The organism is Cupriavidus sp. SW-Y-13 (assembly GCF_009793345.1).
Classification (GTDB): Bacteria; Pseudomonadota; Gammaproteobacteria; order Burkholderiales; family Burkholderiaceae; genus Cupriavidus.
Genome location: NZ_WHLX01000002.1, coordinates 2,553,982 through 2,579,620 on the forward strand (window position 1 = coordinate 2,553,982; position 25,639 = coordinate 2,579,620).

Here is a 25,639-nt window from a genome sequence, read left to right on the forward strand (position 1 = left end):
TCCGAAGAGGCTGCTGCGCCCAGGGCAGCAGCCGAGGCAATGAATTGCCGGCGGGATACGGACATGAAGCGTGAACCTTAGCTGTTGATGAAGGCGAGCAGGTCGGCGTTGACCTGGTCGGCGTGCGTGACGCACATGCCGTGCGGCGCGCCCGGGTAGATCTTCAGCGTGGCGTGCTTGATGATCTTGGCCGAGAGCTTGCCGGCGTTGTCGATCGGCACGATCTGGTCGTCGTCACCATGCAGCACCAGCGTGGGCACGTCGATCTTCTTCAGATCGGCGGTGTAGTCCACTTCCGAGAACTCCTTGACGCACAGGTACTGGCCCAGGATGCCACCGGCCATGCCCTGCGCCCAGAAGGCGTCGATGGTGCCTTGCGAAACCTTCGCGTTCGGACGGTTGAAGCCGAAGAACGGCACGGCCAGGTCCTTGTAGAACTGCGAGCGGTTATCGGCCACGCCCTTGCGGATGCCGTCGAACACTTCGATGGGCAGGCCGTTCGGGTACGCGGCGCTCTTGGCCATCGTCGGCGGCACGGCGCCGATCAGCACGGCCTTGGCCACGCGCTTGGTGCCATGGCGGCCGATGTAATGCGCCACTTCGCCACCGCCAGTGGAGTGGCCCACGAGCGTGGCTTCGCGGATGTCGAGGGCGTCGAGCACGGCGCCCAGGTCATCGGCGTACGTGTCCATGTCGTTGCCCTTCGCAGGCTGGTCCGAGCGGCCATGGCCACGGCGATCATGGGCGATCACGCGGAAACCCTTCTGCACCAGGAACAGCATCTGCGCATCCCATGCGTCGGCATCCAGCGGCCAGCCGTGCGAGAAGACGACCGGACGGCCCGAGCCCCAGTCCTTGTAGAAGATGCGCGTACCGTCCTTGGTGGTGATGTAGCTCATGTCTTTCGATCCGGAGGAGTGATGGGAAGATGCGCCTTGCTTGCCGGCCGCAGCGGCCGTGGCAGGGGCGCCAAGCGTGACCGCGGCCACGGCGGCAGCGCCGACCGTGCCCGCACCCGACAACAGCACCTTGCGACGCGACGACGAATGTTCGGCGTCCTGTGTCTTGTTTTGCATGTTCATTTAAGGAGATGGACGTTTGAAAGTCTGGTGAAAACGATGCCGCGCGCTTCAGCGTGCCGGGACCGGAGCGATCGACTCATGCGGCGTGGCGGTGCGCTGCTCGGCCTTGTGGACCATCGTGTAGGCGTAGTCCACGCCCATGCCGTAGGCACCCGAGTGTTCCTTGACCAGCTTCATCACGGCGTCATAGGTGTCGCGGTGTGCCCAGTCGCGTTGCCACTCCAGCAGCACCTGTTGCCAGGTCACGGGCACCACGCCAGCCTGCACCATGCGTTGCATCGCGTAGTCGTGGGCTTCCTTGGTGGTGCCGCCCGAGGCGTCGGCCACCATGTAGATCTCGTAGTCGCCTTCCAGCATCGCGCACAGGGCGAAGGTGGTGTTGCAGACTTCGGTCCACAGGCCCGCTACGACCACCTTCTTGCGGCCGTTTGCGGCCAGGGCGTCACGTACCTTCTGGTCGTCCCACGAATTCATCGAGGTGCGCTCCAGCGTTTTCTGGCCCGGGAACACATCGAGGATTTCCGGGAAGGTGTAGCCCGAGAACGAATCGCTCTCGACCGTGGTGATCGTCGTCGGCACGTTGAAGATCTTGGCGGCCTTGGCCAGGCCCACGACGTTGTTCTTCAGTGCCTGACGGTCCATCGACTGCACGCCGAAGGCCATCTGCGGCTGCTGGTCGATGATGATCAGCTGGCTGTTTTGCGGGGTCAGCACTTCGAGCTTCGGATTGGACATGATGTTGCTCCTTGATACGCAGGTTGGGGGCGACGCACGGACAGCGCGGCATATGCCTGGCGTCCGCGCCGGTTGCAGCGCGACTCCGGGTCGTCCGATCATCTGATGGTGTGACCGGACGGCACGATGCAACCCGACGGGAAGCCTAGTTGGCCCGCTGATGGCGGGCCATTGGCTGATCGTATTAGTCGATGGTGCCTCGGGCCTACCGTGTGCGGTACGCGGCAGTTGACCCATACGAACGTCGTATGAGGATGCGCTCACCGACGGCAGCCCGCGCAGGGTAGGCCCGTGCGGAAGCCCGCGCCATAGACACTTCGTATGGGTTTGCGCAGGGAGGGACGGCGCGTGGCGCAGGGGGCGCGCTGCGGTGAGGCCCGGCGGCGTGCCGCGCCCCTCACACAATGGTATAGGTGGCAGCCTGGCGCCGGGTGTGTTGAAATGCGGGCTTCCGGGGGACGGCACGCCATGAGCGCCGCGCGTATCGTGCCCCACATTGGCCAGCGTAACGGAGAGAGCAAGCGTGATTGCGCAGAGCGGGGAGCCTGGCGTTACCGGCACCGACATCCAGAATGTCGAGAGCGTCGATGACGCCCTGGTACTCGTCGTCGATGACGACGCCATGCTGCGTCGTGCACTGGGCAACCTCTTCCGTTCCGTCGACATGAAAGCCGAATTGTTCGGCTCGGCGGCGGAGTTGCTCGACTTCCCGCTGCCAGAGGTGCCCTGCTGCCTGGTGCTGGATGTGCGGCTGCGCGGCCCGAGCGGGCTCGATCTCCAGACGCGCCTCGCCCAGATGGGCATTCATATCCCGATCATCTTCATGACGGGCTACGGCGACATTGCGATGACGGTCACGGCGATGAAGGCTGGCGCCGAGGATTTCATTGCCAAGCCGTTCCGGGACCAGGACCTGCTCGATGCAGTGGCGGCGGCGATTGCCAAGGACCGGCTGCGGCGCAGGAGCCTGCGCAAGGTCCAGGAGATTCGTGCGAACTACGCCACGCTGACACCGCGCGAAGCGGAAGTCATGGGCATGGCCGTGTCAGGGTTGCTGAACAAGCAGATTGCCGGCGAGATCGGCATCAGCGAGGTGACCGTGAAAATCCATCGTGGCCAGGCCATGCGCAAGATGCAGGCGCGCACGTTTGCCGATCTGGTGCTGATGGCGCAGCAGATCGGCGTTTCAAAGGTCGATTTCTAGTTTTTCTCGTTCAGGTTCGGCTCAGCCGAACTTGCGGGCCGCGTCCAGCGCCAGCCCCGAACCGATGCCGCCGAACAGGTCGCCTTCCACGCGGCGCGCAGCGGGCAGCAACAGCGCCAGTTGCTCGCGCAACATCGGCACGCTGCTGGAACCGCCTGTGAACAGGATCGTGTCCACGGCGTCGGCCGGGACGCCAGCGGTCTTCAGCATGCCCTTCACCGTGTCGGCCGTCTTCGTCACCAGCTTGGTGATCGATTCATCGAACGTATCGCGCGTGATTTCCAGCGTGGTCTCGGGTGCAATGCGGCCCAGGTCCACCAGCGTGCGCTCGTCTTCGGACAGTGCGATCTTGGCCGCTTCCACCTGAATCGCCAGCCAGTGCCCGGCGCGTTCGCGAATCAGGCGGATCAGCCGGTCGAGCTTCTCGGTCTCGGCGGCGTCGCGATAGTTATCCATCACAAGCGCCCACGCTTTGCGTGTATAGACCAGGTTGATCGTGTGCCAGCTCGCCAGGTCGAAGTACTGGCCGGAGGGCATGGCCTTGCCGTTGCGCAACTGGCTGTTCAGGCCCAGCATGGGCATGACGCTGGCCAGGCTCAGTGCACGGTCGAAATCCGTACCGCCGATATGCACGCCGCCGTTAGCCAGAATGTCCTCGCGGCGATCGATCTTGCGTGCCCGCTCGGGCGACAGGCGCACCAGCGAAAAGTCTGACGTACCACCGCCGATATCGGCCACGAGTACCAGTTCCTCTTTCGAGATACCAGCTTCGTAGTCGAATGCCGCGGCAATCGGCTCGAACTGGAACGCGATGTCCTTGAAGCCCGCGTCGCGCGCAATCTCCGCGAGCGTGTCTTCGGCCAGTTGATCGGCGGCGGCGTCCTCGTCGATGAAATGCACGGGGCGGCCCAGCACGGCCGAAGTGAATTCACGACCGGCCGAGCGTTCGGCGCGACCCTTGAGTTCGCCGATGAAGTGCGCCAGCAGTTTGCGGAACGGCATGGCCTGGCCCATGACCTCGGTGCTGTCGTCCATCATCGACGTGCCCAGCAAGCTCTTGAGCGACCGCATCATGCGGCCTTCGTAGCCGGCCAGATAGTCGGTCAGCGCCGCGCGGCCGTAGCTGACCAGCGGGTCCTCGGCATGGAAAAAGATCACCGACGGCAGCGTGGCCTTGCCGTCCTCGAGCGGCAGCAGGGTAGGCGCGCCCGGGCGCAGCCAGCCGACGGTGGAGTTGGACGTGCCGAAATCGACGCCGCAAGCGTTTGTGGTCATGGGATTCAGGAGTTCAGGTGCAGCCAAAAGCAGACGGCGGCCACGCGGCCGCCGTTGTACGGGGCGATATTGTAGGGGGTTTCGGTGTCATGCACGCGGCAACGATGCCCCAGGCGGCTTGGCCGACCCATATCCGCATTCTCCCCATGCGGGTTTGTGCCAACTGTTCGCCACGCCGGCGCTGCAGTCTACTAAAGCCGCAGGATGCAGTGTGGCCGGGACAGCGCACCAGCGCCGCCCGGGCGTTTGGGACAACCAAAGGGAGACAACCATGGTGACCGCGCAAGACGATGCATGCATTTTCCGCAACCTGATGGCCCTGGCCGTGGTGGAGACACTGGGCGGGGCGGTCGCACTGGGGTTTGTGTTCAACCTGCTGACTTAAGAAGACATACCGCTCCCAGTTTGTTTTCTCCCCTCTCCCGCATGCGGGAGAGGGGTCGGGGGAGAGGGCCCAGCGGTTCAAATTGCCACATGTCGGCAAGCAGAACCTCCATGCCCTCTCCCCTAACCCCTCTCCCGCGCGCGGGAGAGGGGAACAAACTGCGCGGGAGAGTGGCGCAAATCCACCGCCAGCACCAATTCCATCCCCCCACTACAATGCCCCATCGCCTGGCTGCCATGGCCGGGTCTGACCTGGGGAGTCGAAGATGCGAATTCTGGTGGTTGGGGCGGGCGCCATTGGCGGCTATTTTGGTGCGCGGCTGTTGCAGGCCGGACGCGATGTCACGTTTCTCGTGCGTGCCCGTCGGGCCGCGCAACTCGCAGAACACGGCCTGCGCGTGAAAAGCCCGCACGGCGACGTTCATATTCCCGATCCCCCACGCGTACTTTCCGAGCAGATCGCCCAGCCCTATGACGTGATCCTGCTGAGCTGCAAGGCATACGATCTGGGCAGCGCCATGGACGGCATCGCGCCGGCCGTGGGACCTGAAACCGTGATCGTGCCGATGCTCAACGGCATGGCCCACCTTGACCAGCTCGACGCCCGTTTTGGCGCGACTCGCGTGATGGGGGGGCGCTGCATGATTTCCAGCACGCTCGATGACGATGGCACCATCGTGCAGTTGTCGCCGATGCATATCCTGTCGTTCGGCGAGCGTCCGTCCGGCACCAGCAATCGCGCACAGGCGCTGGCCGACCTGTTCGGCAATGCCGGGTTCGACCTGCAGCACAGCCAGTCGATGCTCCAGGACATGTGGGAAAAATGGTTCTTCCTGGCCACGCTGGCCTCGTCCACCAGCCTGATGCGCGCAGCCATCGGCGATATCCTCGCCGCACCGCGCGGTCGGGAGACGATTGCAGCCTTGCTGGAAGAATGCGCGGCTATCGCCGCCGCCAATGGGCACCCGATCCGGGAGCCCGCGCTGCAGCAGGCCCGGACCAACCTGTTCACCGAGGGTTCGAAGATGACGGCGTCGATGCTGCGCGATATCGAGCGCGGCGCAGCCATCGAGTCCGACCAGATCGTTGGCGACCTGCTGGCGCGCCGGCAGCAGACGGCGGCGCCCACGCTGCAACTGGCCCTGACCAGCCTGAAAGCCTACGAAGCCCGCCGCGCACGCGGCGGCTAGGCCAGCGACATTTGTGCTTCCAGCCAGGCCGGCAGGTCTGCCTCCGGCATCGGCCGCGCCAGCAGGTAACCCTGCATGGTCTTGCAGCCGATGTCGATCAGCGCCTGTCGGTCGGCCTCGTATTCCACGCCTTCGGCAACCACCTCGAAGCCGAATGAACGGCCCAGGCTCAGCACGGCGCGCATCAGATCCTGGTTGCGCGGCGAGCCGGCAATGCCGGTGATGAAGCTGCGATCCACCTTCACGCATGCCGCGCCAAGCTGCCGCAGTGCGCCGAGCCCTGAATAGCCGACGCCGAAGTCATCCAGCGCGATGGTCACGCCAGCACGGGCCAGGTTCGCCAGCTTGCCTTGCACGGCATCCACGTCGAGCGCCACTTCCTCGGTGATCTCCACCGTCAGCAAGGCAGGTTCGATGCCGTGCTCGGCCAGCGTGGAGAGCAGTAGCTTGTCGATATCGCCCTGGCCCATTTCCCGGGGCGAGAGATTGATGGCGATGGGAATCCTGCGGCCGTCGCGCGCGTGGATCGCCTTGGACAGGCGGCAAACCTTGGCCAGCGTGGCGCGCAGCAACGGCTCGGCCAGCCCGGATGCGGCGGCCACCGACACCAGCTCGGGCGGCGGCACCCAGCCGTGGCGCCAGTGCTTCCAGCGGATCAGCGCCTCCAGGCTGCGCACCCGCGTGCCGCCATCGGCAAAGATCGGCTGGAACCAGACTTCGAGCAGGTCGTCCGTCAGCGCGCGCGGCAGGTCGCGTTCGATATCGCGCTGCATCTTGAGATGCCGGCGCAGGTCCTCGTCGAAGACATAGTGGCTGTTGCGCCCCAGTCGCTTGGCGGCGTAGAGGGCCGCGTCCGCGAACAGCAGCAGGTCGTCCAGACTCAGGTCCGGACCCTGGCAGATGCCGATGCTGATGCCGACCGGGCAGTATTCGTAGCCATCCAGCGGTTCGCGTATGGCGGCGATGAGGCGGGCAGCCAGGCTGGAGGGGCAGTCCGAGGTTTCGAACGGATCGTAAAGGATCATGAACTCGTCGCCGCCCATGCGGCCGACCATCATGTCGGGGCCTGCCACGGCTTCGAGCCGCCGCGCCACTTCGCGCAGCACGCCGTCGCCGGCCTTGTGGCCGAAGGCGTCGTTGATGACCTTGAAACCATCGAGGTCGAGCAGCAGCAGGCAGTGACGCCCGCTGGTCCCCTGCATGAAGCGCTTGTTGGCGCGGTCGAAAAAGCCGCTGCGGCTCAGCAGGCCGGTCAGCGGGTCCTGGCTGGCCAGCGTCCACAGTTCGTCCGCGCGGGTGACCGCGTCTTCGTGAGCAATCCGCAGCGAATGCTGGATCGCCGTGGCCTCGTTCTTGAGACGGATCGAATGGCGGATCTGCTGTTCACTTTCGAGCGTGCACCGGAAAAGCGCCGCAAGGTAGAGCACCGTAGTGAAGGCAAGCCAGTACCGGTCGAAATCGCCAAAGACCACCAGGCACGCGGCAGCAGACAGCAGCGGCGGCGTGATGAAGCAGAGGGGAATCGGCGCATACGCAAAGCCATGCGTGACGGCGCCGGCCGTGATGCCGCAGACCACGGTCAGGTAGAACAGCGCTTGTGGCGACGTATAGCCGTCGCACAGGATGGGGATGGCCGCCCAGGTCAGCCCGGAGAGAAAGGCCAGCGTGCAATGCATCCGCAGATGCCATTTGACCGCACGATGCAGGCGCGGGTCCTCGGCCTGCGTTGCCGCACCGGCCTTGCCCAGCGGCAGGCGGCACAGCCAGATACGCAGCGCATTGAACAGCAGTGAAACCAGAAACCACGCGCTGGCCGTGGGGCCGCGCCCGGCATGCCATGCCACGGCCAGCACGCTGACGCCGAGCACGATATTGATCGGAATAGAGATACGTACCGTGCGGCAGACGGCCTGTAGCTGGTCGTGCCGGGTGAGCCGTGCCAGCGAGGCGTCAATGGTTGCGCCGCTGCGGTGATCGGCGGGCACAGGGATTTGCGCCTGCGCTGCCCTGCGAATTGTCTTCATCAGTTCCTGCCCGTCGCCTGTCGGTCGCGCGCTGCCGACTCCGCCGCGCCACCAGAAGGCGATTTCCTGCGCCCCAAAAAATACCTTGTTCCTGCTTGTTGTTATTGTGTTGCCGCCGTGTTGGCCGGTCGGCATATTCATGAACCTGGTGCCTGACTGCCCACGGCACCGGTACTGTCCCCGATTTGGTGCCATGCCAATCAGGCCGCTTGACGTGTGCCATGGGTCCGGATTGGAACCGGCGAGTATAAGGCCGAAGTGTGAAAACGGAACCGCGGAGATGGACTGTGCTTGTGCGGATCAGTCCGCGGTGACTTCCCTGCCGGCCTCCTGCCGCCCGCGCCGGCGGAAGAAATCGATGAAGTCCGCCACAGGCATGGGTCGGCCAAAAAGCCAGCCCTGCCCATACTGCACGCCGCGCTGTTGCAGAACCGCACACTGCGTCTCGGTCTCGATGCCTTCGGCCACCATGCGGATATCCAGCGCCCGCGCCATCTCGATGATGTGCGGGCCGACGCCGCGCGTGGGGCCGTCGGTGGTCATCGACTCCACGAACGCGCGGTCGATCTTGAGGCCGTCTACATCCAGATCCTGCAGGTAGGCCAGGCTCGAATAGCCGGTGCCGAAGTCGTCGATCCATGTCGGATGCCCGGCGCGGCGGAACGCGGCGATGGCCTCGCGGCAGGCCGCGTCGTTGGCAAAGCCCCGCTCGGTGACCTCGATCCAGAGTTGCTGCGCGCGGATGCCCTTGCGCTGCAGCGCTGCCGTGAGGAAGGGCAGCGTATCGGCCCGGCGGAAATCCTCGGGGGACAGGTTGATCGAGATATGCAGGCTGCGATCCGCGGCCAGTTGCGCGCCCAGGTCCGCGAGCACGGCCTCGACCATGCAGCGGGTGATGGCGTGGACGGTGCCCGTCGCTTCCGCCATGGGAATGAAGTTGTCGGGCATCGCGATCTGTCCGTCGGGCAGGCGCCAGCGCACAAGCGCCTCGGCGCCGATGCAGTGACCGGACTGCAACGCCATCACGGGCTGGTAGACCGCAAAGAATTCCTTGCGCCGGATGCCCCCCCGCAGCGCATGTTCCGGGCTGCTCAGGCGCCGGCCCCAGCGCAGCATCAGCCAGGTGGCCAGCGCGCTCACTCCAAGCGCCAAAGGTACGCTGGCATAGAGGAGTCGCGCCCAGGTCTCGTTCAGTTCGACGGACGGCTCGTAGGCCACCACGGCGAATGGCAGGCTGCGCGAGGCCTTGACGTCGAGGTATCGTCCCTCCTGAACCTGCCCGTCGAGTTGCCGGGACCAGGCCCGCTGCAACGTGGCCTGTTCGGTATCGCTCCACGCCGCCACGACGTTGCCCGTGCCGGTGTCGATCATGCCAAGGCGGATGTGCGCGTCGAGCGGAACGATGTCGATGAAGAACTGGGCGTCGACCACCGCCACGTGCCGGCCCACGCGGAACTGAATGGTGGGCTGCGTCAGCGCTGCCCCGGCGGGACGGTAGCTGGTGCCGAGTTCGGGTAGCGGGGTCCATGGCCGCGACTGGTCTTCGATACCGCGCAGGGCGCCAGGGAGCGACGACGACGCGCAGAGGAAGCGCCCGTCATCGAGGTACGTGATTTGCCGGACGTAGCGATGCTGGAGGTCTGACGCGCGCATGGCGTCGAGATGGGCGGCGCTGCACGTGTGGCCTGTGAATGCATCGGCCGATTGCGCGGCGGCGATGGCATCGCGCGCCACGGCTTCCACACGCTGGAGCGCCCGTTCGGTGAACTGGTCCACACGCTGCCGGAACATCTGCTCGGCAAACGCATGCGATAACCACGTGGTAAGGGCCACCGGCCCGCAGATCCCGAGCGCGACCACACAGAACATGAAGAACCAGAGGCGAAGCCTGCTCATGAGCGTCCGGGCCGGGGGAAATGCGTGGCAGGATACCAGACCCGATTCTCTGCACAGTCTGATATGGCTCATGCGGGAATCAGGTTCCCGTGTTCCTTATTTTGTCGGCTTGCCTCGCAGCGCCTTGCTGGCGCCGATGTCCACCAGATGTTGCTTCCATGCTGAAAACACCGTATCGAGGCACGCCGCCGTATCGCACTTGTCGCGCCGCGCCCGAAAGCCGTCGATATCGGCCTGTGAGATCACGCCAGCCTGCAGCAGGCGCTGCTGGTCGTTGTAGATGCGCTGATAGCCCATCGAGAAGAGCGCGTGTTCGCAGATGATGCGGCCGGCGGGCGTGGCCGGTGCATCGCAGGCGATGTCGTTGGCGTGTGCCACGGCGGAAAACGCCAGGAGCGCGGCGAAAAGGGTGGCAGTACGGGTGACGGAAAGCGCGGCCTTGGAATCGAGGATCACGGGGAGTGCGCGGCGGTGGCCAGGTCTTGGGGGAAGCGCGTGATCATAGCGCAGGCCCCCTTTCCATTGCGCAGCAAAAAAAAGAGCGCCCGCCGGGGAGAGCGGGCGCAACGGAGGGAGGATGGTCCTCACGAAGAGGTGACTTGATAGTAGGTCCGGCGCGTCCCGCCCGCTATTACGCGATGGTATGCCAACTCCAATCTTTCGGATGGCATGGCCCACGCGGCGGTATGCGGCAGCGCCCGAATACATTCGATATTTCATGACATGCCGAAGCATTGGGCGGGCCGATGCTGGGATCATGGGTGCATTCTTCATCGACGCCCCGCCCATGCTGCCCGCCGATCCCATTGCCGCTGTTACCCATGCCGATCCCTATCCGTATTACCGGCAGCTCGCGCAGTCACGGCCATTCCACTTCGATCCCGCGCTGAAACTCTGGGTGGCCGCCAGTGCCGCCGCCGTGGCCGAGGTGCTCGGCCATTCCGATGCCCGGGTACGGCCGGTTGGCCAGGCGGTGCCACCTGCACTGGCCGGGGCAGCGGCTGGCGAACTGTTCGGCAGGCTGATCCGGATGAACGATGGGCCCGCGCATGCCGCGCTCAAGGGCATCGTGATGGCACGGCTGATGCGGCTCGACCTCGGTCGCGTGCGTGTGAGGACGCAGCAACTGGCGGCTGCCTTGCCGCGCGCCACGTCGGACGATGCGCACGAAGCCATGCGCTGGATGTTCACGCTGCCGGTGCTCGCTGTGGCGGACACGCTGGGACTCCCGCTGCATCACGACGAGGACGGCCACGTATCCACGCGGATGGCGGGGTTCGTGGCGACCTATGCGGCAGCCATGTCGCCACTCGCCTCCGCAGCCGATGTGGAAGCCGGCAACGTGGCCGCGCAATGGCTGACCCGGAACGTCGAGCAGTGCGCAGATGCGGCGCCCCACGATGGTCTGCTCGCCGCGTTGCGCCAGGACGCCGCGCTGGCCGACATCGCGCCGCCGAAGTGGATCGCCAATGCCGTTGGCCTGATGATCCAGGCGTGCGAAGCCACGGCGGGGTTGGTCGGCAACACGCTGGTGGCGCTCGGGCGCGAGCCTACATCCGCGCGCGACAATATCAATGCGCGCGTCGCCCGAGTTGCTCACGACGATCCTCCAGTGCAGAACACGCGCCGTTTCATGGCAGCCGATGCCATCATTGGCGGCCAACCGCTGCGCACCGGCGACACCATACTGGTGCTGCTGGCCGCCGCAGCGCATGATCCCGATGGCGCTGGACCTGCCGAGGATCGGCCATGGACATTCGGCACCGGCCGCCACGGCTGCCCCGGCGCTGCGCTGGCCCAGATGCTGGCTGCGTCTACGGTTCAGGCGCTGCTGGACCGGGGCGTGCGGCCCGAACGGCTATTGCCTGGCTTGCGTTATCGTCCCTCGGTCAACGCCCGGATTCCGCAGTTCCAGTGACGACTACGCATACTCCATAACCATAACCATACCCATACCCATAACGAAGGAGCCCCCGAATGATTGCCGTGATCTTTGAAGTCGAGCCCGCACCGGGCCGGCAGGATGCCTATCTCGATATCGCCGCTCATCTGAAACCGACGCTGGAGGCCATCGACGGATTTATTTCCGTTGAACGTTTCCAGAGCCTGACCACGCCGGGCAAGCTGCTCTCGCTGTCGTTCTTCCGCGACGAGGCAGCGGTGATGGCATGGCGCAACACGCTCGATCATCGCCAGGCGCAGGCTGCCGGGCGCGGCGGCGTCTTCGCCGGATATCGGCTGCGCGTGGCACAGGTGCTGCGCGACTACGGCCTGAACGAGCGTGACGAAGCGCCGGCCGACAGCCGGGCTGCCCACGACGCGCACGAACACTGATACAGGGAGCCGATTCGCATGACCATGCTGCAAGCGAGCCACGAGATCGCCTTTATCGGGCTGACCTTCCTGCTGGCCGGATTCGTCAAAGGCGTGGTGGGTCTCGGCCTGCCTACGGTGGCGGTAGGACTGCTCGGGCTGGTCATGCCACCCGCCCAGGCCGCCGCGCTGCTGGTGGCGCCTTCGATGGTGACCAACGTCGTGCAACTGTTCAGCGGACCACGCTTTGGCCAACTTGTCCGACGGCTGTGGCCGTTGCTGGTGACGATCTGCGTCGGCACCTGGGTTTGCGCGGCCCTGGTGCCCGCCAAGCTGATGGCGCATGCGACCAACGCACTGGGCGTGGCGTTAATCGCCTACGGGGTGCTCGGACTGGCTGCGGTCAAGTTGACGGTGCCGCCGCGTGCCGAGCGCTGGATGGGGCCGCTGGCCGGGCTGGTGACAGGCGCCATCACGGCCGTGACCGGGGTGTTCGTGATTCCCGCCGTGCCCTATCTGCAGGGTTTGGGGCTCGACAAGGAAAGCATGGTGCAGGCGCTGGGGCTGTCCTTCACGGTTTCGACGATTGCCCTGGCTGTGAGCCTGGCGCTGGGCGGCGCATTGCTGCATACGCCGGTGCTGGGCGCGTCGGCGCTGGCGCTGGTACCCGCGTTGGGCGGCATGTTCCTCGGCCAGTGGCTGCGGCACCGGATCAGTGCCGAACGGTTCCGCAAGCTGTTTTTCTGTGGCTTGCTGCTGCTCGGTGCCGAACTGGCCCTGCGCGGCGCGTTCTGACACCGGCGTCCGCGAGAAGCTGACACAATTGCCCGCCATACTCGTGCATCATCGCAACGGATGTGTGACAGCACGAAACGAAAGGGCTGATCGGCATGAAGCGGCGCACCGGTGGCATGAAGTTGTGGACGACGTTGAGCAAGCAGGCGACACGCAGTGCGCGCCAGCTTCAGCGCACCATGGCGCGCACGGTGACCGATCCGATGATGCGGGCCGCGCAGAAGCAAAGCCAGTCGGTCAGCAAGGCCGTGGGCGAGGCGGTCGGCAAGGCAGCCCGGCAGGCGCTGACCGGCGTGGTGACGCCCGCCCGGGCACCGGTCAGCCGTGGCGGCGGGGCCTGGGAGGAAGGACAGTGGGGCTTTGGCCTCGGTATTGGGCGCCTGGCGCAACGCCGCTATCGCGTGTTCGTGCCGCCCGGCGTTACCGTGGCCCGGCCGGCGCCGCTGCTGGTGCTACTGCACGGCTGCGGCCAGGACGCGGCCAGCTTTGCCGCCTGCACGCGCGTGGCGACCGTTGCCCGTGATGCGCGCTGGGTGGTGTTGATGCCCGAACAGTCGTCGCACGCCAATCACCAGCGCTGCTGGAACTGGTTCCGACCCACGGTGCGCGGCGCCTCGGAAACCGCGCTGCTGATGGCGATGATCGACCACGTTATCCGACGCTATCCCGTCGTAGCGGATCGCGTCTGCGCATTCGGTCTCTCGGCAGGTGGCGCCATGGCAACGATGCTGGGACTGAACCACCCCGACCGCTTTGCCGCCATCGGCTCCCACTCGGGCGCCGCGCCCTACAGCGCATTGAACGCGACGCAGGCCGGCAAGGCCATGCGCGGCGAACGCGGTCCCGACATCCTCGCGGCGAAGGTGGCACTGGCCGGCCGCCGCGCGCCGCCGTTGCTGCTATTGCATGGCGACGAAGACAACGTGGTCACCTACGACAACGCCACGGCCACGGCTGCCATGTGGCTGGAACTGACACCCGCTGGAATGCCAAAGCCCGAGGCACAGCCCGCCAGGCGCGTGCGGCGTGGCACGCGGCGCGCGGTGGATGTATTCGACTGGCAGGCAGGGGAGAGACCGTACCTGAGGCTGGTCCGGGTGGAGGGCTTGCGCCACGCGTGGAGCGGCGGCACGCCGGGGCAGGCGTTCTCGGACCCGTCCGGCCCCGATGCCCTGAAAATCGCGCTGCGTTTTTTTTCAGTCAGCGGCCAACATCCCGCGTGATTCAACGCGTGCCGACGGGCTCGAATGTGACGTCGCTCGTGGGACACGCCACGCACGGCAGGATGTAGCCGTCTTCCTTCTCGTCGAGGCTCAGGCCCGGCCATTCGATCCGATACCGGACGCTGCCCGCGTGGAGCTTGCTCAGGCAGGCGCGGCATGTGCCATTGCGGCAGGAGCTGGGCAGCGGCAATCCTTCGAGCAACGCCGCTTCGAGCAGGCTGAGGGACGCCGGCGCTGCAAACCGGGTGTTGGCGGGCAGCAGGTGGGCGATGTATTCGCAGTCGTCCACGCCATCGTGTGCGATTTCCTTTGCTGCGCTCATGCCTCGGCATCCGGAAATGCCGCGCGTCCATGCGTGGCATCGCGTAGCGTTGCGATGGCGGATTCGCGCATAGTGACCGGCAGCCGGATAACGAGCTTCGCCAGCGCGCCGTATTCCGTATCGATCAGCGAGCAATTGTCCGCAGCGGCCTGATCGATCCAGCGGCGCACGCGCGGCTCGTCGGCATAGTCCACCAGCACGGACAGCGTGGCAAACGCGATGCGCTCGACGCGCGGCGCATCCTTGAGCGCACCGGCGATGGCATCGGTGTAGGCCCGCACCAATCCACCTGCACCCAGCTTGACCCCACCGTAGTAGCGCACCACGGCAGCGAGCACGCCGTCGAGGTCGTGATGACGCAGCACTTCGAGAATCGGCCGCCCGGCGGTGCCCGAGGGCTCGCCGTCGTCGGACATGCCCGACTGTCCACCCGCCAGCAGCGCCCAGCAGACATGCGTGGCGGTGGGGTGGGTGGTGCGCAGGTCATGGATCACGGCCATGGCCGCATCGCGATCGGGAACCGGTACGGCCAGTGCGATGAAGCGGCTCTTGCGGATCTCGATCTCGGCGTGAACCGGGGCGGCAAGCGTGTAGGTGGGCAAGATGTGAAGCAGCAGTGCGGCAGGACAGAAGGGCGAGTGTAGCGCAGCGGCGCGGTGGCTGACGCCGCAGAGACCCAGGTGCTGCTAACCTGTGGCCTGTGCGCCGTCGTCATCCGGACGCATCGCGAGACCGACCCCCAAGGAGAATGCATGACCCAGCCCGCCGCAGACCTCAACGCGCGCCGCATGGCGCCCGCCACCGACCGCAACCGCGAGGCCATCCTGGCCGTATTGCGCGAGGCATTGCCGGCTTCGGGCACGGTGCTGGAGATCGCCAGCGGCACAGGACAGCACGCGGTGCATTTCGCCAAGGCGCTGCCGACGTTGACCTGGCAGCCCAGCGACCCCGATGCCACGCACCGCGAATCCATCGCCGCGTGGACCACCCACGCACAACTGCAGAACGTGCCCGCGCCGCTGGACATTGACGTCCGCCGCGAACCATGGGCCGCGCCGGGCGTCATCGATCGCGTGGACGCCATCGTCTGCATCAACATGATCCACATCGCCCCCTGGGCCGCCGCCGAAGCACTGTTCGCCGGCGCCGGCAAGCGCCTGGCACCGGGCGGCGTGCTCTACCTCTATGGTCCGTATCGCCGGCACGACGCCCACACCGCGCCGAGCAACGAGGCATTCGACCGCCAGCTACGTCTTGCGGATGCAGAGTGGGGTGTGCGGGATATGGAAGCCGTCGTCGCGCTTGGCGCGGCACAAGGGCTGACTTGCGATGAACCGGTGGCGATGCCGGCAAACAACTTTAGTTTGGTGTTTCGGCGGGGGTAGTTGGGAGGTTCTGCCCTGCGTGCTCGATTTCGGGCGGGAACTGCGGCTCTATGCACAGCAGCATAGCCAGCCAGTGCAATGCGGCGCGAGCCAGATCAATGGGAGCAAGTCCGATCAGCAGCAACCACCACAACGGGCCACCGTGTATCAGCCGTTCCGGGTAGATATAAAAAATTTCCAGAAGCGACATGTGCGGCCAGACGCCTTTCCACAGCCGCAGGCGAGGCCTAGGTACGCTGTGGGGGCCTTCTTCCATATATCGGCGGATGTACTCCCACCAGGCGCGACCACGGGCAGCGTTACCCGCGGCGCGGCCCACGAAGATCAGGCCCGTCGCTTTCTCGCCTTCGGTATCTTGCCAGCCCATCAATAGCCGGCCATCGCCATGGTCCGGCACGGCATCGTCGAGCAGTGCGGTGGCACCGTCCCAGTCGTGGATCTGGATGCCGCCTGCATGAGGCGGCTGATGGACATAGACCTTGCGCGTGACACGATTGAAGCGAATAACCGTGCGACGCGAGGTGAAATAGTCTCTGCGGATCAGTGGGAGGGCGAAGCGTATGCAGGCCCAGAGAATGGCCCACAGGATCAGCAATCTCAATATGAAAGTGAATATGTAGGTCCCCCATCTGACAGATTCGTCCGTTACTATTTGATAGACCAGACCCAGTGCGATGGCGAGCAATTGAGAAATGCTTTCAAAGATCACCCAAGTCGGAAACGCGCCCAATACGAAGCCGAGCAATCCACGATGCGCTTCGAATTGTCCGCATACCTCCAGATAGGTGTCGTTCTTCTTGAAGACCGACAGGTTGGAAATTGGCCGATCCGCAGCGCGCTCGTCATGCGGCATCCCACCGGTGGGCAAGCTGGAATTCAGTTCGGGGCACTCCTTCAACCCGATAGCGATGGTTTCTTCTACGAACATCAGCGGAGTCCGTATGACGATCGTGGCAACGCAGGCAACGCACTTGATGGGATTTCCTGCGCATGCATGTCTGTGGGCCTCATCCCCTGCAGCGCCTTCTTGAACTCATCTTCCTCCTCGTCATGACTGACGTAAGGTTTGCCAGCCTGATCTCGATGCATGATCTCGGTCCAGAAGTCTCGATAGGCTGCGATCGGCTTGCGGAAGCGACAGCGCGTCAACCAGACCTGCACCGGATTGTCCTTCGATGACATGATTGCAAACTCGCCCATTTGATACAGGACCAGGACCCAGCCAACGAAACCCGCCGCCGTTGTCGCTGCGGCTCTGATTGTCACACCGGCCAATGCGCGATGGGCAATCTTGCGCTCTGCGTAGGCGGCGATATGTTTCCCGAAATTCTCGACAACAGCTCCGTAATTGCTGCCGCTGATGAACTTCCCCATTGCTTGCAGCAGTGGCCCGCTAAATAGCAGCCCCACAAACGTTGAGCCGACCGCAGCCGTTGCGGCCAGTGCGCCCTTCACATACAACGCGTTGGCGGCAAACATGCGACTGTCGTCCTGTGCGCCCCAGGCATCTTCAAACGCCTGAACCGCCATCAATCCCGCAGCAAATCCACCCAGCACTCCGCTGCCCAGCGCCAGATGGTCAATCCACTTTGTCCCGTTGCGTACCACCTTCGGTAGTTGGGCGACCGAGATTGCGATGGCGCCGGACGTCGCGGCAGTTGCTGCAATGAGTTCCCGTTGCTCGCGCTGATTTAGATCCCGCCCCTGCGATGCATGGAGTTTCATTCCAAGATTCAGGAGTTCGACGCAAGCCAGTCCTGTCGAAAACCGCAACGCGATGTAGTTGGCGTTTCGTCTGTTGTCAGTGGCAGCGGCTTCCGCCAGCACCTTTCTATATCGATCCGCTTGTTCCAGCGGCAGGTGGGCCCGGGATGCATGAGCCGCGTCGAATATGCCAAACACCGCATCGGACACCCCTTGCGCGTAGGCTCGGGCGCTGCCGCGCATGTACAGCAACAGCGAATAGAACTTGGTCACCACCGGGTTGAGCGGTTGCAACGCGGATTGCCCGATGGTCGCGTACATCTGTTGGGCGAGTACGAACTTGGCGGCAACGCCACCCATGCCGACTGGCACCATCCCCCCTTCGCCCATTGCGGCAATCGCTGCCGCCTTGTCGAACGTACTGGCGATGTGCGATACCATCGTTTGCAAGGTCGCCGTGTCGATATCGCGCTTGCCCTTCAGACCCTTTGCGATGGTTCGGAACTCATCGAGCGCCGCCTGTTGGTTGAACAGCAACTGCCGCAGGATCAGGTTGTCTCTACCGCCGTCGACATCCGCGGTCCATGCCCTGAGCAACACCTGTCCGCCTCGGGCGATCCCCATCCCGTAGGTACACAACGTGACCTGATACTCGAACAGTACGCCACAGTTCGCATCATCCTGGGCATACCATTCCAGCGCGTTCAGTAGCGCGGAGCTGGCCATCCACGCTTTCAGGTCAGTGAATCGCCGCTCGGCAACCTCCAGCCTGGACTGGATCAGGCGGCGAACCCTCGCGACTAGTTCGACGCGGGCCACCTCGTCGTAACAGGCGTCGTAACGGGCCCAGGCACGCTTCTGATTGAGCCTGACCCAGCCTTCAGGATCGCGCTCCCATTGTCGGTACTCGCTCTCTGCCTCAACGCCGGTGAGTTCGTAGGGATTGGCACGAAGGCGCGAGGGTGGCACCGCAGCCTGCATCATCACCTGATCCTTGATTCCTTCGATCTGGAACGAGGTTTGCAGCGCCCATTCATGCGGCCTGATGGTTGTCTCGATATCCTCCTCGACTGCGCGCAGCGAGCGGTTTAGCTCCTGGGTGATGCCGATGGGGTCCCACAGCACGACGGCCGGTGACTTCGTATCCTCCAGCCGCTGGATCAGGTTCGTGAGGCGCTTGCCGTGGAGGTTGAAATCGGGCACGTCCACCCCGGGGCCGCCCATCAGTGGATACAGTTGACGCGAAATTTGATTCTGTCCGGTCTGGCGCGGATCTTTCGTGTCGATCTCGCCAATCCCGTCCATGTTCAGCTTGAACTCCGCCACCCATTGCGTCAGTTCGTTCGCCTGCAGCGTGTGAGCCTGGCCTTTCCATTCCTTGGGAGACAAAGTCTGCATGCCAAGCCTGTCCCTGGCGCGCTGGTCGAGCATGGCAATCGGCACCACATCGGGCGAGAACAGCATGTGGATGGCCGAGACGTCATCGATCTTGTCGATCGAGACCAGAGAGGCGCCCACGCCATCGGTGGCCAGATCGCACGTAAATGGCACCGGCACATTGGGTGGAAATTTAATCGGGAACTGCGCCAGCATGCCGCCGGGGGTGACGGCGTAGCCCTGCCATTGCGGGCCGCGCTTTCGCTCGACCAGGACGTACAGATAGCCTTCACGCAGCAGGCGAACGGTATAACGCGACTGGCCTGGCGCCTTGTCGGCAACGTTCGTGCCCAGTGTGGACCCCAGATCAGGCCATTGGCTGGCTGAGGCATTGCACACCACGGCATAGCGCAGGGGCAGGAAGGTGTATCCCTTGTGTTTGCAGAATCGACAGTCCATTTTGCCGCCCATCTGGCCGCGCAAAACCGACTCTTCCATGCGTTGGAAAATATCTTCGGGAGTGGTCTTTCTTTGCACCCCACTCCCGACTTCCTTTTCTCCCTCCACCCTACTCGCCATGACTTCGCGCTCCGTTATCGGCGTGACTGAATATTCGGCGGGGGCCAGCGGTAATTGATGTACCACCTGTGGGCGCACGTTACGCCGATTTCATCGAGCCGTGAATGTGCGATTCGTGGTGTTTGCAACGCGTCCAATACGAAACTGCAAAATCAATGTTTGCCGATGTACGGCGTGGGAGGGCGATGCTAGTCCCGCATGTTCCGCGGCAGGTTAGTTGACCTCCGTCGAGGTGGGTTCTTAACCCCGCACCAGCATCACCACCGCCGTCGCAATCAGACACACCGCAAACGCGGCGCGCAGGCGGCGTTCGGGCATGCGGTGGGCGAGGGCGACGCCCCAGGAAATGGTCAGCATGCCGCCGAGCGAGAGGGGGATGCCTGCGTACCAGTCCACATGTCCGGCTTGGGCATAGGTGAACAGCGCCACGACTGCGCCTGGGGTCACCAATGCGAGGGCGAGTCCCTGTGCCGCGGCCTGTCGCATGCCGAACAGGCCGACGAGCGCGGGCGCGGCCACGACGCCGCCGCCGACGCTGAAGAATCCCGAGAACGCGCCGCCGACCACGCCGACCGCTGGAATCCACGCGGTGGAGACACGCGCCTGTTGTTGCGTGACGGATTTGCCGGGCAGCAGGCGCCAGAGAAAGTAGATCGCCATGCCGATCATGAACAGCGCGAAGATGCGGCGCAGCAGTACGGCGTCCATCGACGTGGCGACCTTGGCGGAGAGGTAGGTAGCGAGGACGGCGGAGAGGCCAAGGATCAGCGCGGTCTTCAGTTCGATATCGGCGCGCTTGCGGTATTGCCAGAAGCCGATCAGCACGTTCGGCGCGATCATGACCAGCGAGGTGCCCTGCGCCAGTTGCTGGTCCATGCCGAACAGCAGGCCGAGTGCCGGAATCGCGATCAGTCCGCCGCCGATGCCGAACAGGCCTCCCACGCCGCCGAGCAGCCCTCCGAGTCCGAAGATGAGCAGGGCGGAGAGCAGCGAGTGGTCAGGCATCGTGAATCGGCGGGTTGAACGTGGGGGCGGGGGGCGCAGCCAAGCCTGCGATGATACGCGGACATCGGGCAGACATTCGGGAAACTACCGATGTGGTGTCGGTCGCGGGGCGCACGGGTGATGAGGTGTCATTCGGAGGGGCAGGCTATCGAATCCGTTTATGCCCCCTTTCGCAAAGCCAAGTTCACAGGGCCGGCACTGGCGGGTAGATTGGCGACATCGTGAAAGCTCACAACGCCCCGCATACCGCCATGTCCAGACCGCTCGAAGGCATTACCGTACTCTCGCTCGAACAGGCCATTGCCGCGCCGTTCTGCACGCGTCAACTGGCTGATCTGGGCGCGCGCGTCATCAAGATCGAGCGTCCCGGTCCCGGAGATTTCGCCCGTGCCTACGATGGCCGCGTGCGCGGGATGTCGTCGCACTTCGTCTGGACCAACCGTTCCAAGGAGAGCCTGACGCTGGACGTCAAGGCGCCCGATGCCGCACCGGTGCTGGCTGCGTTGCTGGAGACTACCGATGTGCTGGTGCAGAACCTGGCGCCCGGTGCGTCGGCCCGGCTGGGGTTGGACTATGACACGCTGTCGAAACGCTATCCGCGCCTGATCGTCTGCGATATCTCGGGATATGGCGCCGATGGCCCCTATCGGGACAAGAAGGCCTATGACCTGCTGGTGCAGAGCGAATCGGGCTTCGTGTCGGTGACCGGCACGCCGGAAGAGGGCGTCAAGGCCGGTGCCTCCGTGGCGGATATCGCCGCCGGCATGTATGCCTATAGCAACATCCTCGCGGCGCTGATCGAGCGGGGGCAGACCGGCCGGGGCAAGTGCATCGACGTGTCGATGCTCGAATCGATGGTCGAGTGGATGAATTTTCCGATGTACTACGCGTTCGACGGCGCCGAGCCGCCACCGCGCGCCGGGGCGGCGCACGCCACGATCTATCCCTATGGCCCGTTCCCGACCGGCGACGGCAAGACCGTGATGCTGGGTTTGCAGAACGAGCGCGAATGGGCGATGTTCTGCAAGGTGGTGCTGCAGGAACCCGAACTGGCCACGCATGCGCCGTTTGCCACCAACAGCCTGCGTAGCGCCAACCGTGCGCAGTTGCGCGCACGGATCGTCGAGGCGTTCAGTCGATTGACTGCAGCCGAGGTGGTGGAACGCCTGGAGGCGGCGAGCATCGCCAATGCAAACGTCAACACCATGGCCGACGTCTGGAATCATCCGCAACTGGCGGCGCGCAATCGCTGGCGCCAGATCGAGACACCGGTAGGCAGCGTACCCGCCTTGTTGCCGCCCGGCCTGACCGATGCCCGCATGGACGCGGTGCCGGCAGTCGGCCAGCATACCGATGCCCTGCTGGCCGAGATTGGCTACAGCGCCGAGCAGATCGCGCGCCTGCATACCGATGGCGTGGTCTGAGGACGCGCGATGACTTCCACGAAAAAAGCAGCGCGCGTGCCCCGCAGCTATCTGTTCGTCCCCGCATCGCGCCCAGAGCGCATTGGCAAGGCCATTGCGGCGGGCGCCGATGCCGTGATCGTCGACCTGGAAGACGCCGTGGCGCCCGATGCCAAGGCCACTGCGCGCGATGGCCTGACGGCGCCCTGGCAACCGTTGCAGGCACAGGCCGACGCCGCAGGCGTGGCGTTGCTGCTGCGTGTGAATGGTGCCGATACCGCGTATTTTGCGGACGATCTCGATTTTTGCGCGATGCAACATGTGCAGGCCATCGTCCTGCCCAAGGCAGACGCGGTTTCGCTGGCCGCGCTCCGCAAGACGCTGCCGGACATTCCTTGCCACGCCCTGCTAGAGAGTGCGGCAGGGTTTGCGGACCTCCACGAAGTAGCTCGCGCCCCCGGCGTCACGCGGCTGCTGTTTGGCAGCATCGACCTGATGTTCGACCTCGATGTGGCCGATGACGATCTGCCGCTGCACGCATTCCGCAGTGCGCTGGTGATGCATTCGAGGGCGGCCGGCCTGCCGGCGCCTGTCGATGGTGTGTGCACGGCCATTGGCGACGCGCAGGCGCTGGCGGCGGATACCGCGCGCGGCCGGCGTTTCGGCTTTGGCGCCAAGCTGGTGATTCATCCCAATCAGATCGAAGGGGTCCACGCGGGATTGGCGCCGAGCGCCGAAGAACTCGCCTGGGCCACTCGGGTGGTGGAGCAGGCTGCCGCGTCGAACGGTGCCGCGATTGCGGTGGACGGGAAGATGGTGGACCGCCCCGTGCTCGATCGCGCGCAACGCATCGTGGCCGCAGCGGAAACCGCTCGCATGCGTTGAATCCTGCAAAAAGTGGCGCGGCAAGCCTTTGGCGACGGCAGGGCCCGCGCCGCCAATCGGTGTTTTCCCTGACCGGACGGTTCGCAGAAATTGCGGTGGCTTGCGTGAATATGTAAGCCATTTGAAATCACGTTGGGATCAAATGCGCGTGGGAGATCGTGCGCATCCGCCTTCGGGCAGGCCGCGTGTCCCGGGCGGCCAGAATCATAAAAAGTCTCATGCCCGGTGCACCGTTCGGTTGGCACGGTCGTTTACTGCAGACCGCTAGCGAATCGAGCCTGATTGATCGTGCATTTTTCTGTTGTTTCCAAAGCTGCCGCGGTAACGCTGCTTGCCCTGGCGGCCAGCGCGGGCCACGCGGCCAGCGAGCCAATGCCGCCGGATGGCCCTTGTGTGCCGCCGCCCGCCAAGGCCGCCCTGACACTCTCGCAGGCTCGTCTCGATGCCCTGCGCTGCAATCGCGACATCATTGCCGCGCGCCGTAGCGAAGAGGCCAGTCAGGCCGATATCCAGATTGCCTCGCAACGACCGAACCCGGTGCTGAGCCTGGGTGTGGCGAACATCAACCCGCATCTGGGCGTGGGGGCTGGCAACTGGCGCAGCAAGACCGTGGACTCCACGGTGCGCGTGGATCAGGTCATCGAAACCGCCAACAAGGGCAATCTGCGTACCGACGCGGCGCGCAAGGCCAGTGTGGCTGCGGGCGAGCAGACCCAGGCCATCGTGGCCCAGCAGCTCGGCAGCGTGGATCAGGCGTGGTACGAGGCGCTGGTCAGCCAGACGCGCGTGGAAGTGCTGACCGAAATGGTTGGCCTCTACGGACGGACGCAGCAGGCCAACGAAACGCGGCTCAAGTCGGGCGACGTATCGCGCGCCGATGTGACCAAGCTCCAGCTTGAAACGTTGCGCGCGCAGAGCGACCTGCGCAACGCGCTGGCCGATCACGCCAGTGACAAGGCCGCACTGGCCGCCGCCATGGGCGTGCCCGGCACGCTGATGGACAACCGCCTCGTGGCGGACTGGCCGGCGCCGGACGCGCCCGTGCCGCCGGTCGATCCCGAAGTGCTCCAGCGCCGGCCCGATGTGACCGCCGCCGAAGCGCGGCTGGCGGCTGCGGCATCGCAGCGCGACCTCGCCCGTGCGGGCCGGGTGCCTGATGTGACCGTAGGCGTTCAGTACGAGCACTATCCGATTTCCGAAGCCAATACCACGGGCAGCGGCAACAGCTACGGCGCGTTCGTGTCGATCCCGCTGTTCGTGCGCCATAGCTATGGTGGCGAGGCTCGCCGCGCGGAAGTCGACTACTACGCGGCGCTCGACGACCGCAACCGGATCCTGCTCGAAGCACAGAACGACATCGGCCGGCTGCGTGCCCAGCTCGAAGCGGCCCGCGCGTCGCTGCAGCAGATGCGCGAATCCGTACTGCCCGCTGCCGAAAGCGTGGCCAATAGTGCCGAGTTTGCCTATACCAAGGGCGCCAGCGGCGTGCTGGATCTGCTCGACGCGCGCCGCGCGTTGCGTCAGACCCGGGTGGATGCACTCGAGGCGCAAGGCAACTATGCCAAGGCCCTTTCGGCCTATCTCACGGCGCTGCAAGCTACCAGTTCCGATCTCAACAAGCTTCCCCAGGTTCGTACCGATGCGTCGCGCCCTTGATATGCGTATTTCCAGCGATTTCCGTCTGACTCGTACCGCTGCGGTACGAATGGCCGCCGTGGTGGCGTTGTGCACGCTTGCCCTGACGGGCTGCGGCAAGAAGGAAGCCCCCGAGAACGATGACGATCCGAAGATCTCGGGCCAGACGATTTCCTACCCGGCCAGCGTGAAGACGCTCGCCGGCATCGTAGGCCAGCCTGTACAGAGCGGCGGTGACCGCATGCTGCAGATGCCAGGGCGTCTGGTCTGGAACGAGGACAAGACGGTGCGCGTGGCCACGCCGTTCACGGGCCGCGTGATGGAAATCCTCGTGCAGCCCGGCGCCACGGTGAAAGCCAACCAGCCGCTGGCAATGCTGACCTCGCCGGACTTCGGTCTCGCGCAAGCCGATGCACGCAAGGCCGCCGCCGACAGTGCCGTGGCGTCGAAGTCGCTGGCCCGCCAGCGCGAACTCTACGACGCCGGCATCATCTCGCAGAAGGATTTCGAACAGGCGCAGGCCGACAGCGCGCGCGCTTCGGCCGATACGCAGCGCACGCAGGCCGCGCTGCGCATGTACGGTGCGGGCGGCGACGCGGTGAACCAGCGCTTTGCGCTGCGCAGCCCCATCGACGGCCTCGTGGTGGAACGCAATATCAATCCGGGCATGGAAGTGCGCCCTGACCAGCAACCCACCGCACCGCTGTTCCTGATCACCGATCCCACCACGCTGTGGGCACAACTCGACGCCGCCGAAGCCGATCTCGGCCTGTTCAAGCCGGGTATCGAGGTGCAACTGGCGAGTGCCGCGTATCCCGGCGAAACGTTCAAGGGCACCGTGGTCAAGATCGCCGACTATGTGGACCCGGCCTCGCGCAGTGTGAAGGTGCGACTGTCGGTGCCCAATGCCGACCGCAGGCTGAAAGCCGAGATGTACGTGACGGCCAAGGTGCAGGCCGCGTCGTTCCAGGGGATCTCGGTGCCGGCAAAGGCCATCTTCCTGGCGGACAACAAGAATTACGTGTTCGTGCGCAAGTCTGCTGCACCGATCGTGTTCGAGCGTCGCGAAGTCAAGCTGGGCGTGACCATGCCGGGCACCTCCGAAGTGGTGTCGGGGCTGTCTGCCGGCGATGTGGTGATCACTGACGGCAACCTGTATCTGCAGGACATCCTGCGCGACGCCACGGCCGTGAACAACGCGCGTGCGTCGGCGAAGTAAGGCG

At 64.8% G+C, this 25,639-nt stretch carries 22 protein-coding genes; 11 read left to right on the top strand and 11 right to left on the bottom strand.

From position 1 onward, the window contains the following. Positions 1–77 precede the first annotated feature (77 nt). Together GA566_RS26905 and GA566_RS26910 are read right to left on the bottom strand one after the other, a co-directional pair. Positions 78–899, bottom strand: a complete 822-nt coding sequence (locus GA566_RS26905; RefSeq protein WP_160474778.1) for an alpha/beta fold hydrolase — start codon at positions 897–899, stop codon at positions 78–80. Between the two features lie 231 nt (positions 900–1,130). Next, a complete protein-coding gene (locus GA566_RS26910) occupies positions 1,131–1,817 on the bottom strand; it encodes a hydrolase (RefSeq protein WP_137926361.1) in 687 nt (228 codons plus the stop codon). Between the two features lie 565 nt (positions 1,818–2,382). Between GA566_RS26910 and GA566_RS26915 the strand changes: the two genes are divergently transcribed. Then, on the top strand, positions 2,383–3,021 hold the full coding sequence (locus GA566_RS26915; RefSeq protein ID WP_283205146.1) for a response regulator transcription factor: 639 nt from the start codon (positions 2,383–2,385) through the stop codon (positions 3,019–3,021). Between the two features lie 21 nt (positions 3,022–3,042). Here GA566_RS26915 and GA566_RS26920 read toward each other — a convergent pair whose 3' ends face one another. Beyond that, positions 3,043–4,296, bottom strand: coding sequence for an Hsp70 family protein (locus GA566_RS26920; RefSeq protein WP_160474536.1), 1,254 nt, complete (start codon positions 4,294–4,296; stop codon positions 3,043–3,045). Between the two features lie 650 nt (positions 4,297–4,946). Between GA566_RS26920 and panE the strand changes: the two genes are divergently transcribed. Beyond that, positions 4,947–5,870 (top strand): 2-dehydropantoate 2-reductase, encoded by a 924-nt coding sequence (gene panE / locus GA566_RS26925; protein WP_160474537.1) that lies wholly within the window; start codon positions 4,947–4,949, stop codon positions 5,868–5,870. Here panE and GA566_RS26930 read toward each other — a convergent pair. From GA566_RS26930 to GA566_RS26940, 3 genes are all read right to left on the bottom strand, one after another. After that, positions 5,867–7,894 (bottom strand): bifunctional diguanylate cyclase/phosphodiesterase, encoded by a 2,028-nt coding sequence (locus tag GA566_RS26930; protein WP_160474538.1) that lies wholly within the window; start codon positions 7,892–7,894, stop codon positions 5,867–5,869. The genes panE and GA566_RS26930 overlap by 4 nt on opposite strands. 300 nt (positions 7,895–8,194) lie before the next feature. Next, positions 8,195–9,790, bottom strand: coding sequence for an EAL domain-containing protein (locus tag GA566_RS26935; protein WP_160474539.1), 1,596 nt, complete (start codon positions 9,788–9,790; stop codon positions 8,195–8,197). Between the two features lie 96 nt (positions 9,791–9,886). Beyond that, the gene (locus tag GA566_RS26940; protein ID WP_370459358.1) at positions 9,887–10,246 is read right to left on the bottom strand and encodes a hypothetical protein; all 360 of its coding nucleotides are present in this window, start codon (positions 10,244–10,246) and stop codon (positions 9,887–9,889) included. 301 nt (positions 10,247–10,547) lie between these two features. On the opposite strand from GA566_RS26940, the gene GA566_RS26945 reads away from it, so the two are divergent. The 4 genes from GA566_RS26945 (at position 10,548) to GA566_RS26960 (ending at position 14,121) form a co-directional block, all read left to right on the top strand. Continuing rightward, positions 10,548–11,708 carry a cytochrome P450 gene (locus GA566_RS26945; RefSeq protein ID WP_237380696.1) on the top strand — a complete coding sequence of 387 codons (1,161 nt, stop codon included), beginning with the start codon at positions 10,548–10,550 and terminating at the stop codon, positions 11,706–11,708. A gap of 59 nt (positions 11,709–11,767) precedes the next feature. Next, positions 11,768–12,124, top strand: a complete 357-nt coding sequence (locus tag GA566_RS26950; RefSeq protein ID WP_160474540.1) for an antibiotic biosynthesis monooxygenase — start codon at positions 11,768–11,770, stop codon at positions 12,122–12,124. A gap of 18 nt (positions 12,125–12,142) precedes the next feature. Continuing rightward, the gene (locus GA566_RS26955; protein WP_137926367.1) at positions 12,143–12,898 is read left to right on the top strand and encodes a sulfite exporter TauE/SafE family protein; all 756 of its coding nucleotides are present in this window, start codon (positions 12,143–12,145) and stop codon (positions 12,896–12,898) included. A gap of 95 nt (positions 12,899–12,993) precedes the next feature. Continuing rightward, complete coding sequence (locus GA566_RS26960; RefSeq protein WP_160474541.1) at positions 12,994–14,121, top strand: PHB depolymerase family esterase; 1,128 nt, start codon at positions 12,994–12,996, stop codon at positions 14,119–14,121. A 1-nt stretch (position 14,122) separates the two neighbouring features. Here the strand turns inward: GA566_RS26960 and GA566_RS26965 are convergent, their stop codons facing one another. After that, entirely contained in the window at positions 14,123–14,443 is a 321-nt protein-coding gene (locus tag GA566_RS26965; protein WP_137926369.1) for a 2Fe-2S iron-sulfur cluster-binding protein, read from the bottom strand. Then, the gene (locus GA566_RS26970) at positions 14,440–15,045 is read right to left on the bottom strand and encodes a YigZ family protein (RefSeq protein ID WP_160474542.1); all 606 of its coding nucleotides are present in this window, start codon (positions 15,043–15,045) and stop codon (positions 14,440–14,442) included. Before GA566_RS26970 ends, GA566_RS26965 begins: the two co-directional genes overlap by 4 nt. A gap of 150 nt (positions 15,046–15,195) precedes the next feature. Between GA566_RS26970 and GA566_RS26975 the strand changes: the two genes are divergently transcribed. Continuing rightward, a complete protein-coding gene (locus tag GA566_RS26975) occupies positions 15,196–15,828 on the top strand; it encodes a DUF938 domain-containing protein (protein ID WP_160474543.1) in 633 nt (210 codons plus the stop codon). On the opposite strand, the gene GA566_RS26980 is transcribed toward GA566_RS26975, so the two are convergent. The 3 genes from GA566_RS26980 to GA566_RS26990 form a co-directional block, all read right to left on the bottom strand. Beyond that, positions 15,803–16,756 (bottom strand): DUF6708 domain-containing protein, encoded by a 954-nt coding sequence (locus tag GA566_RS26980; protein WP_160474544.1) that lies wholly within the window; start codon positions 16,754–16,756, stop codon positions 15,803–15,805. The two genes, GA566_RS26975 and GA566_RS26980, sit on opposite strands and share 26 nt — an antisense overlap. Further along, complete coding sequence (locus GA566_RS26985; protein WP_160474545.1) at positions 16,756–19,446, bottom strand: T6SS effector BTH_I2691 family protein; 2,691 nt, start codon at positions 19,444–19,446, stop codon at positions 16,756–16,758. Before GA566_RS26985 ends, GA566_RS26980 begins: the two co-directional genes overlap by 1 nt. Before the next feature lie 282 nt (positions 19,447–19,728). Then, positions 19,729–20,493, bottom strand: a complete 765-nt coding sequence (locus GA566_RS26990; RefSeq protein WP_137926373.1) for a sulfite exporter TauE/SafE family protein — start codon at positions 20,491–20,493, stop codon at positions 19,729–19,731. Positions 20,494–20,744: 251 nt separating this feature from the next. Between GA566_RS26990 and GA566_RS26995 the strand changes: the two genes are divergently transcribed. The 4 genes from GA566_RS26995 (at position 20,745) to GA566_RS27010 (ending at position 25,635) form a co-directional block, all read left to right on the top strand. After that, positions 20,745–21,917, top strand: coding sequence for a CaiB/BaiF CoA-transferase family protein (locus GA566_RS26995; protein WP_160474546.1), 1,173 nt, complete (start codon positions 20,745–20,747; stop codon positions 21,915–21,917). A 9-nt stretch (positions 21,918–21,926) separates the two neighbouring features. Next, the gene (locus tag GA566_RS27000) at positions 21,927–22,781 is read left to right on the top strand and encodes a CoA ester lyase (protein ID WP_160474547.1); all 855 of its coding nucleotides are present in this window, start codon (positions 21,927–21,929) and stop codon (positions 22,779–22,781) included. Between the two features lie 372 nt (positions 22,782–23,153). Next, a complete protein-coding gene (locus GA566_RS27005; RefSeq protein ID WP_137926409.1) occupies positions 23,154–24,437 on the top strand; it encodes a TolC family protein in 1,284 nt (427 codons plus the stop codon). Further along, entirely contained in the window at positions 24,421–25,635 is a 1,215-nt protein-coding gene (locus GA566_RS27010) for an efflux RND transporter periplasmic adaptor subunit (RefSeq protein WP_160474548.1), read from the top strand. The genes GA566_RS27005 and GA566_RS27010 overlap by 17 nt, the downstream gene beginning before the upstream one ends. Positions 25,636–25,639: the final 4 nt, after the last annotated feature.

Excerpts from the sequence above, each read along its gene's own strand:
- GA566_RS26905 (WP_160474778.1), bottom strand. The coding sequence starts at position 899 with ATGAGCTACATCACCACCAAGGACGGTACGCGCATCTTCTACAAGGAC.
- GA566_RS26910 (WP_137926361.1), bottom strand. The coding sequence starts at position 1,817 with ATGTCCAATCCGAAGCTCGAAGTGCTGACCCCGCAAAACAGCCAGCTG.
- GA566_RS26920 (WP_160474536.1), bottom strand. The coding sequence starts at position 4,296 with ATGACCACAAACGCTTGCGGCGTCGATTTCGGCACGTCCAACTCCACC.
- panE (WP_160474537.1), top strand. The coding sequence starts at position 4,947 with ATGCGAATTCTGGTGGTTGGGGCGGGCGCCATTGGCGGCTATTTTGGT.
- GA566_RS26930 (WP_160474538.1), bottom strand. The coding sequence starts at position 7,894 with ATGAAGACAATTCGCAGGGCAGCGCAGGCGCAAATCCCTGTGCCCGCC.
- GA566_RS26935 (WP_160474539.1), bottom strand. The coding sequence starts at position 9,790 with ATGAGCAGGCTTCGCCTCTGGTTCTTCATGTTCTGTGTGGTCGCGCTC.
- GA566_RS26945 (WP_237380696.1), top strand. The coding sequence starts at position 10,548 with ATGGGTGCATTCTTCATCGACGCCCCGCCCATGCTGCCCGCCGATCCC.
- GA566_RS26950 (WP_160474540.1), top strand. The coding sequence starts at position 11,768 with ATGATTGCCGTGATCTTTGAAGTCGAGCCCGCACCGGGCCGGCAGGAT.
- GA566_RS26955 (WP_137926367.1), top strand. The coding sequence starts at position 12,143 with ATGACCATGCTGCAAGCGAGCCACGAGATCGCCTTTATCGGGCTGACC.
- GA566_RS26960 (WP_160474541.1), top strand. The coding sequence starts at position 12,994 with ATGAAGCGGCGCACCGGTGGCATGAAGTTGTGGACGACGTTGAGCAAG.
- GA566_RS26965 (WP_137926369.1), bottom strand. The coding sequence starts at position 14,443 with ATGAGCGCAGCAAAGGAAATCGCACACGATGGCGTGGACGACTGCGAA.
- GA566_RS26975 (WP_160474543.1), top strand. The coding sequence starts at position 15,196 with ATGACCCAGCCCGCCGCAGACCTCAACGCGCGCCGCATGGCGCCCGCC.
- GA566_RS26980 (WP_160474544.1), bottom strand. The coding sequence starts at position 16,756 with ATGTTCGTAGAAGAAACCATCGCTATCGGGTTGAAGGAGTGCCCCGAA.
- GA566_RS26990 (WP_137926373.1), bottom strand. The coding sequence starts at position 20,493 with ATGCCTGACCACTCGCTGCTCTCCGCCCTGCTCATCTTCGGACTCGGA.
- GA566_RS26995 (WP_160474546.1), top strand. The coding sequence starts at position 20,745 with ATGTCCAGACCGCTCGAAGGCATTACCGTACTCTCGCTCGAACAGGCC.
- GA566_RS27000 (WP_160474547.1), top strand. The coding sequence starts at position 21,927 with ATGACTTCCACGAAAAAAGCAGCGCGCGTGCCCCGCAGCTATCTGTTC.
- GA566_RS27005 (WP_137926409.1), top strand. The coding sequence starts at position 23,154 with ATGCCGCCGGATGGCCCTTGTGTGCCGCCGCCCGCCAAGGCCGCCCTG.
- GA566_RS27010 (WP_160474548.1), top strand. The coding sequence starts at position 24,421 with ATGCGTCGCGCCCTTGATATGCGTATTTCCAGCGATTTCCGTCTGACT.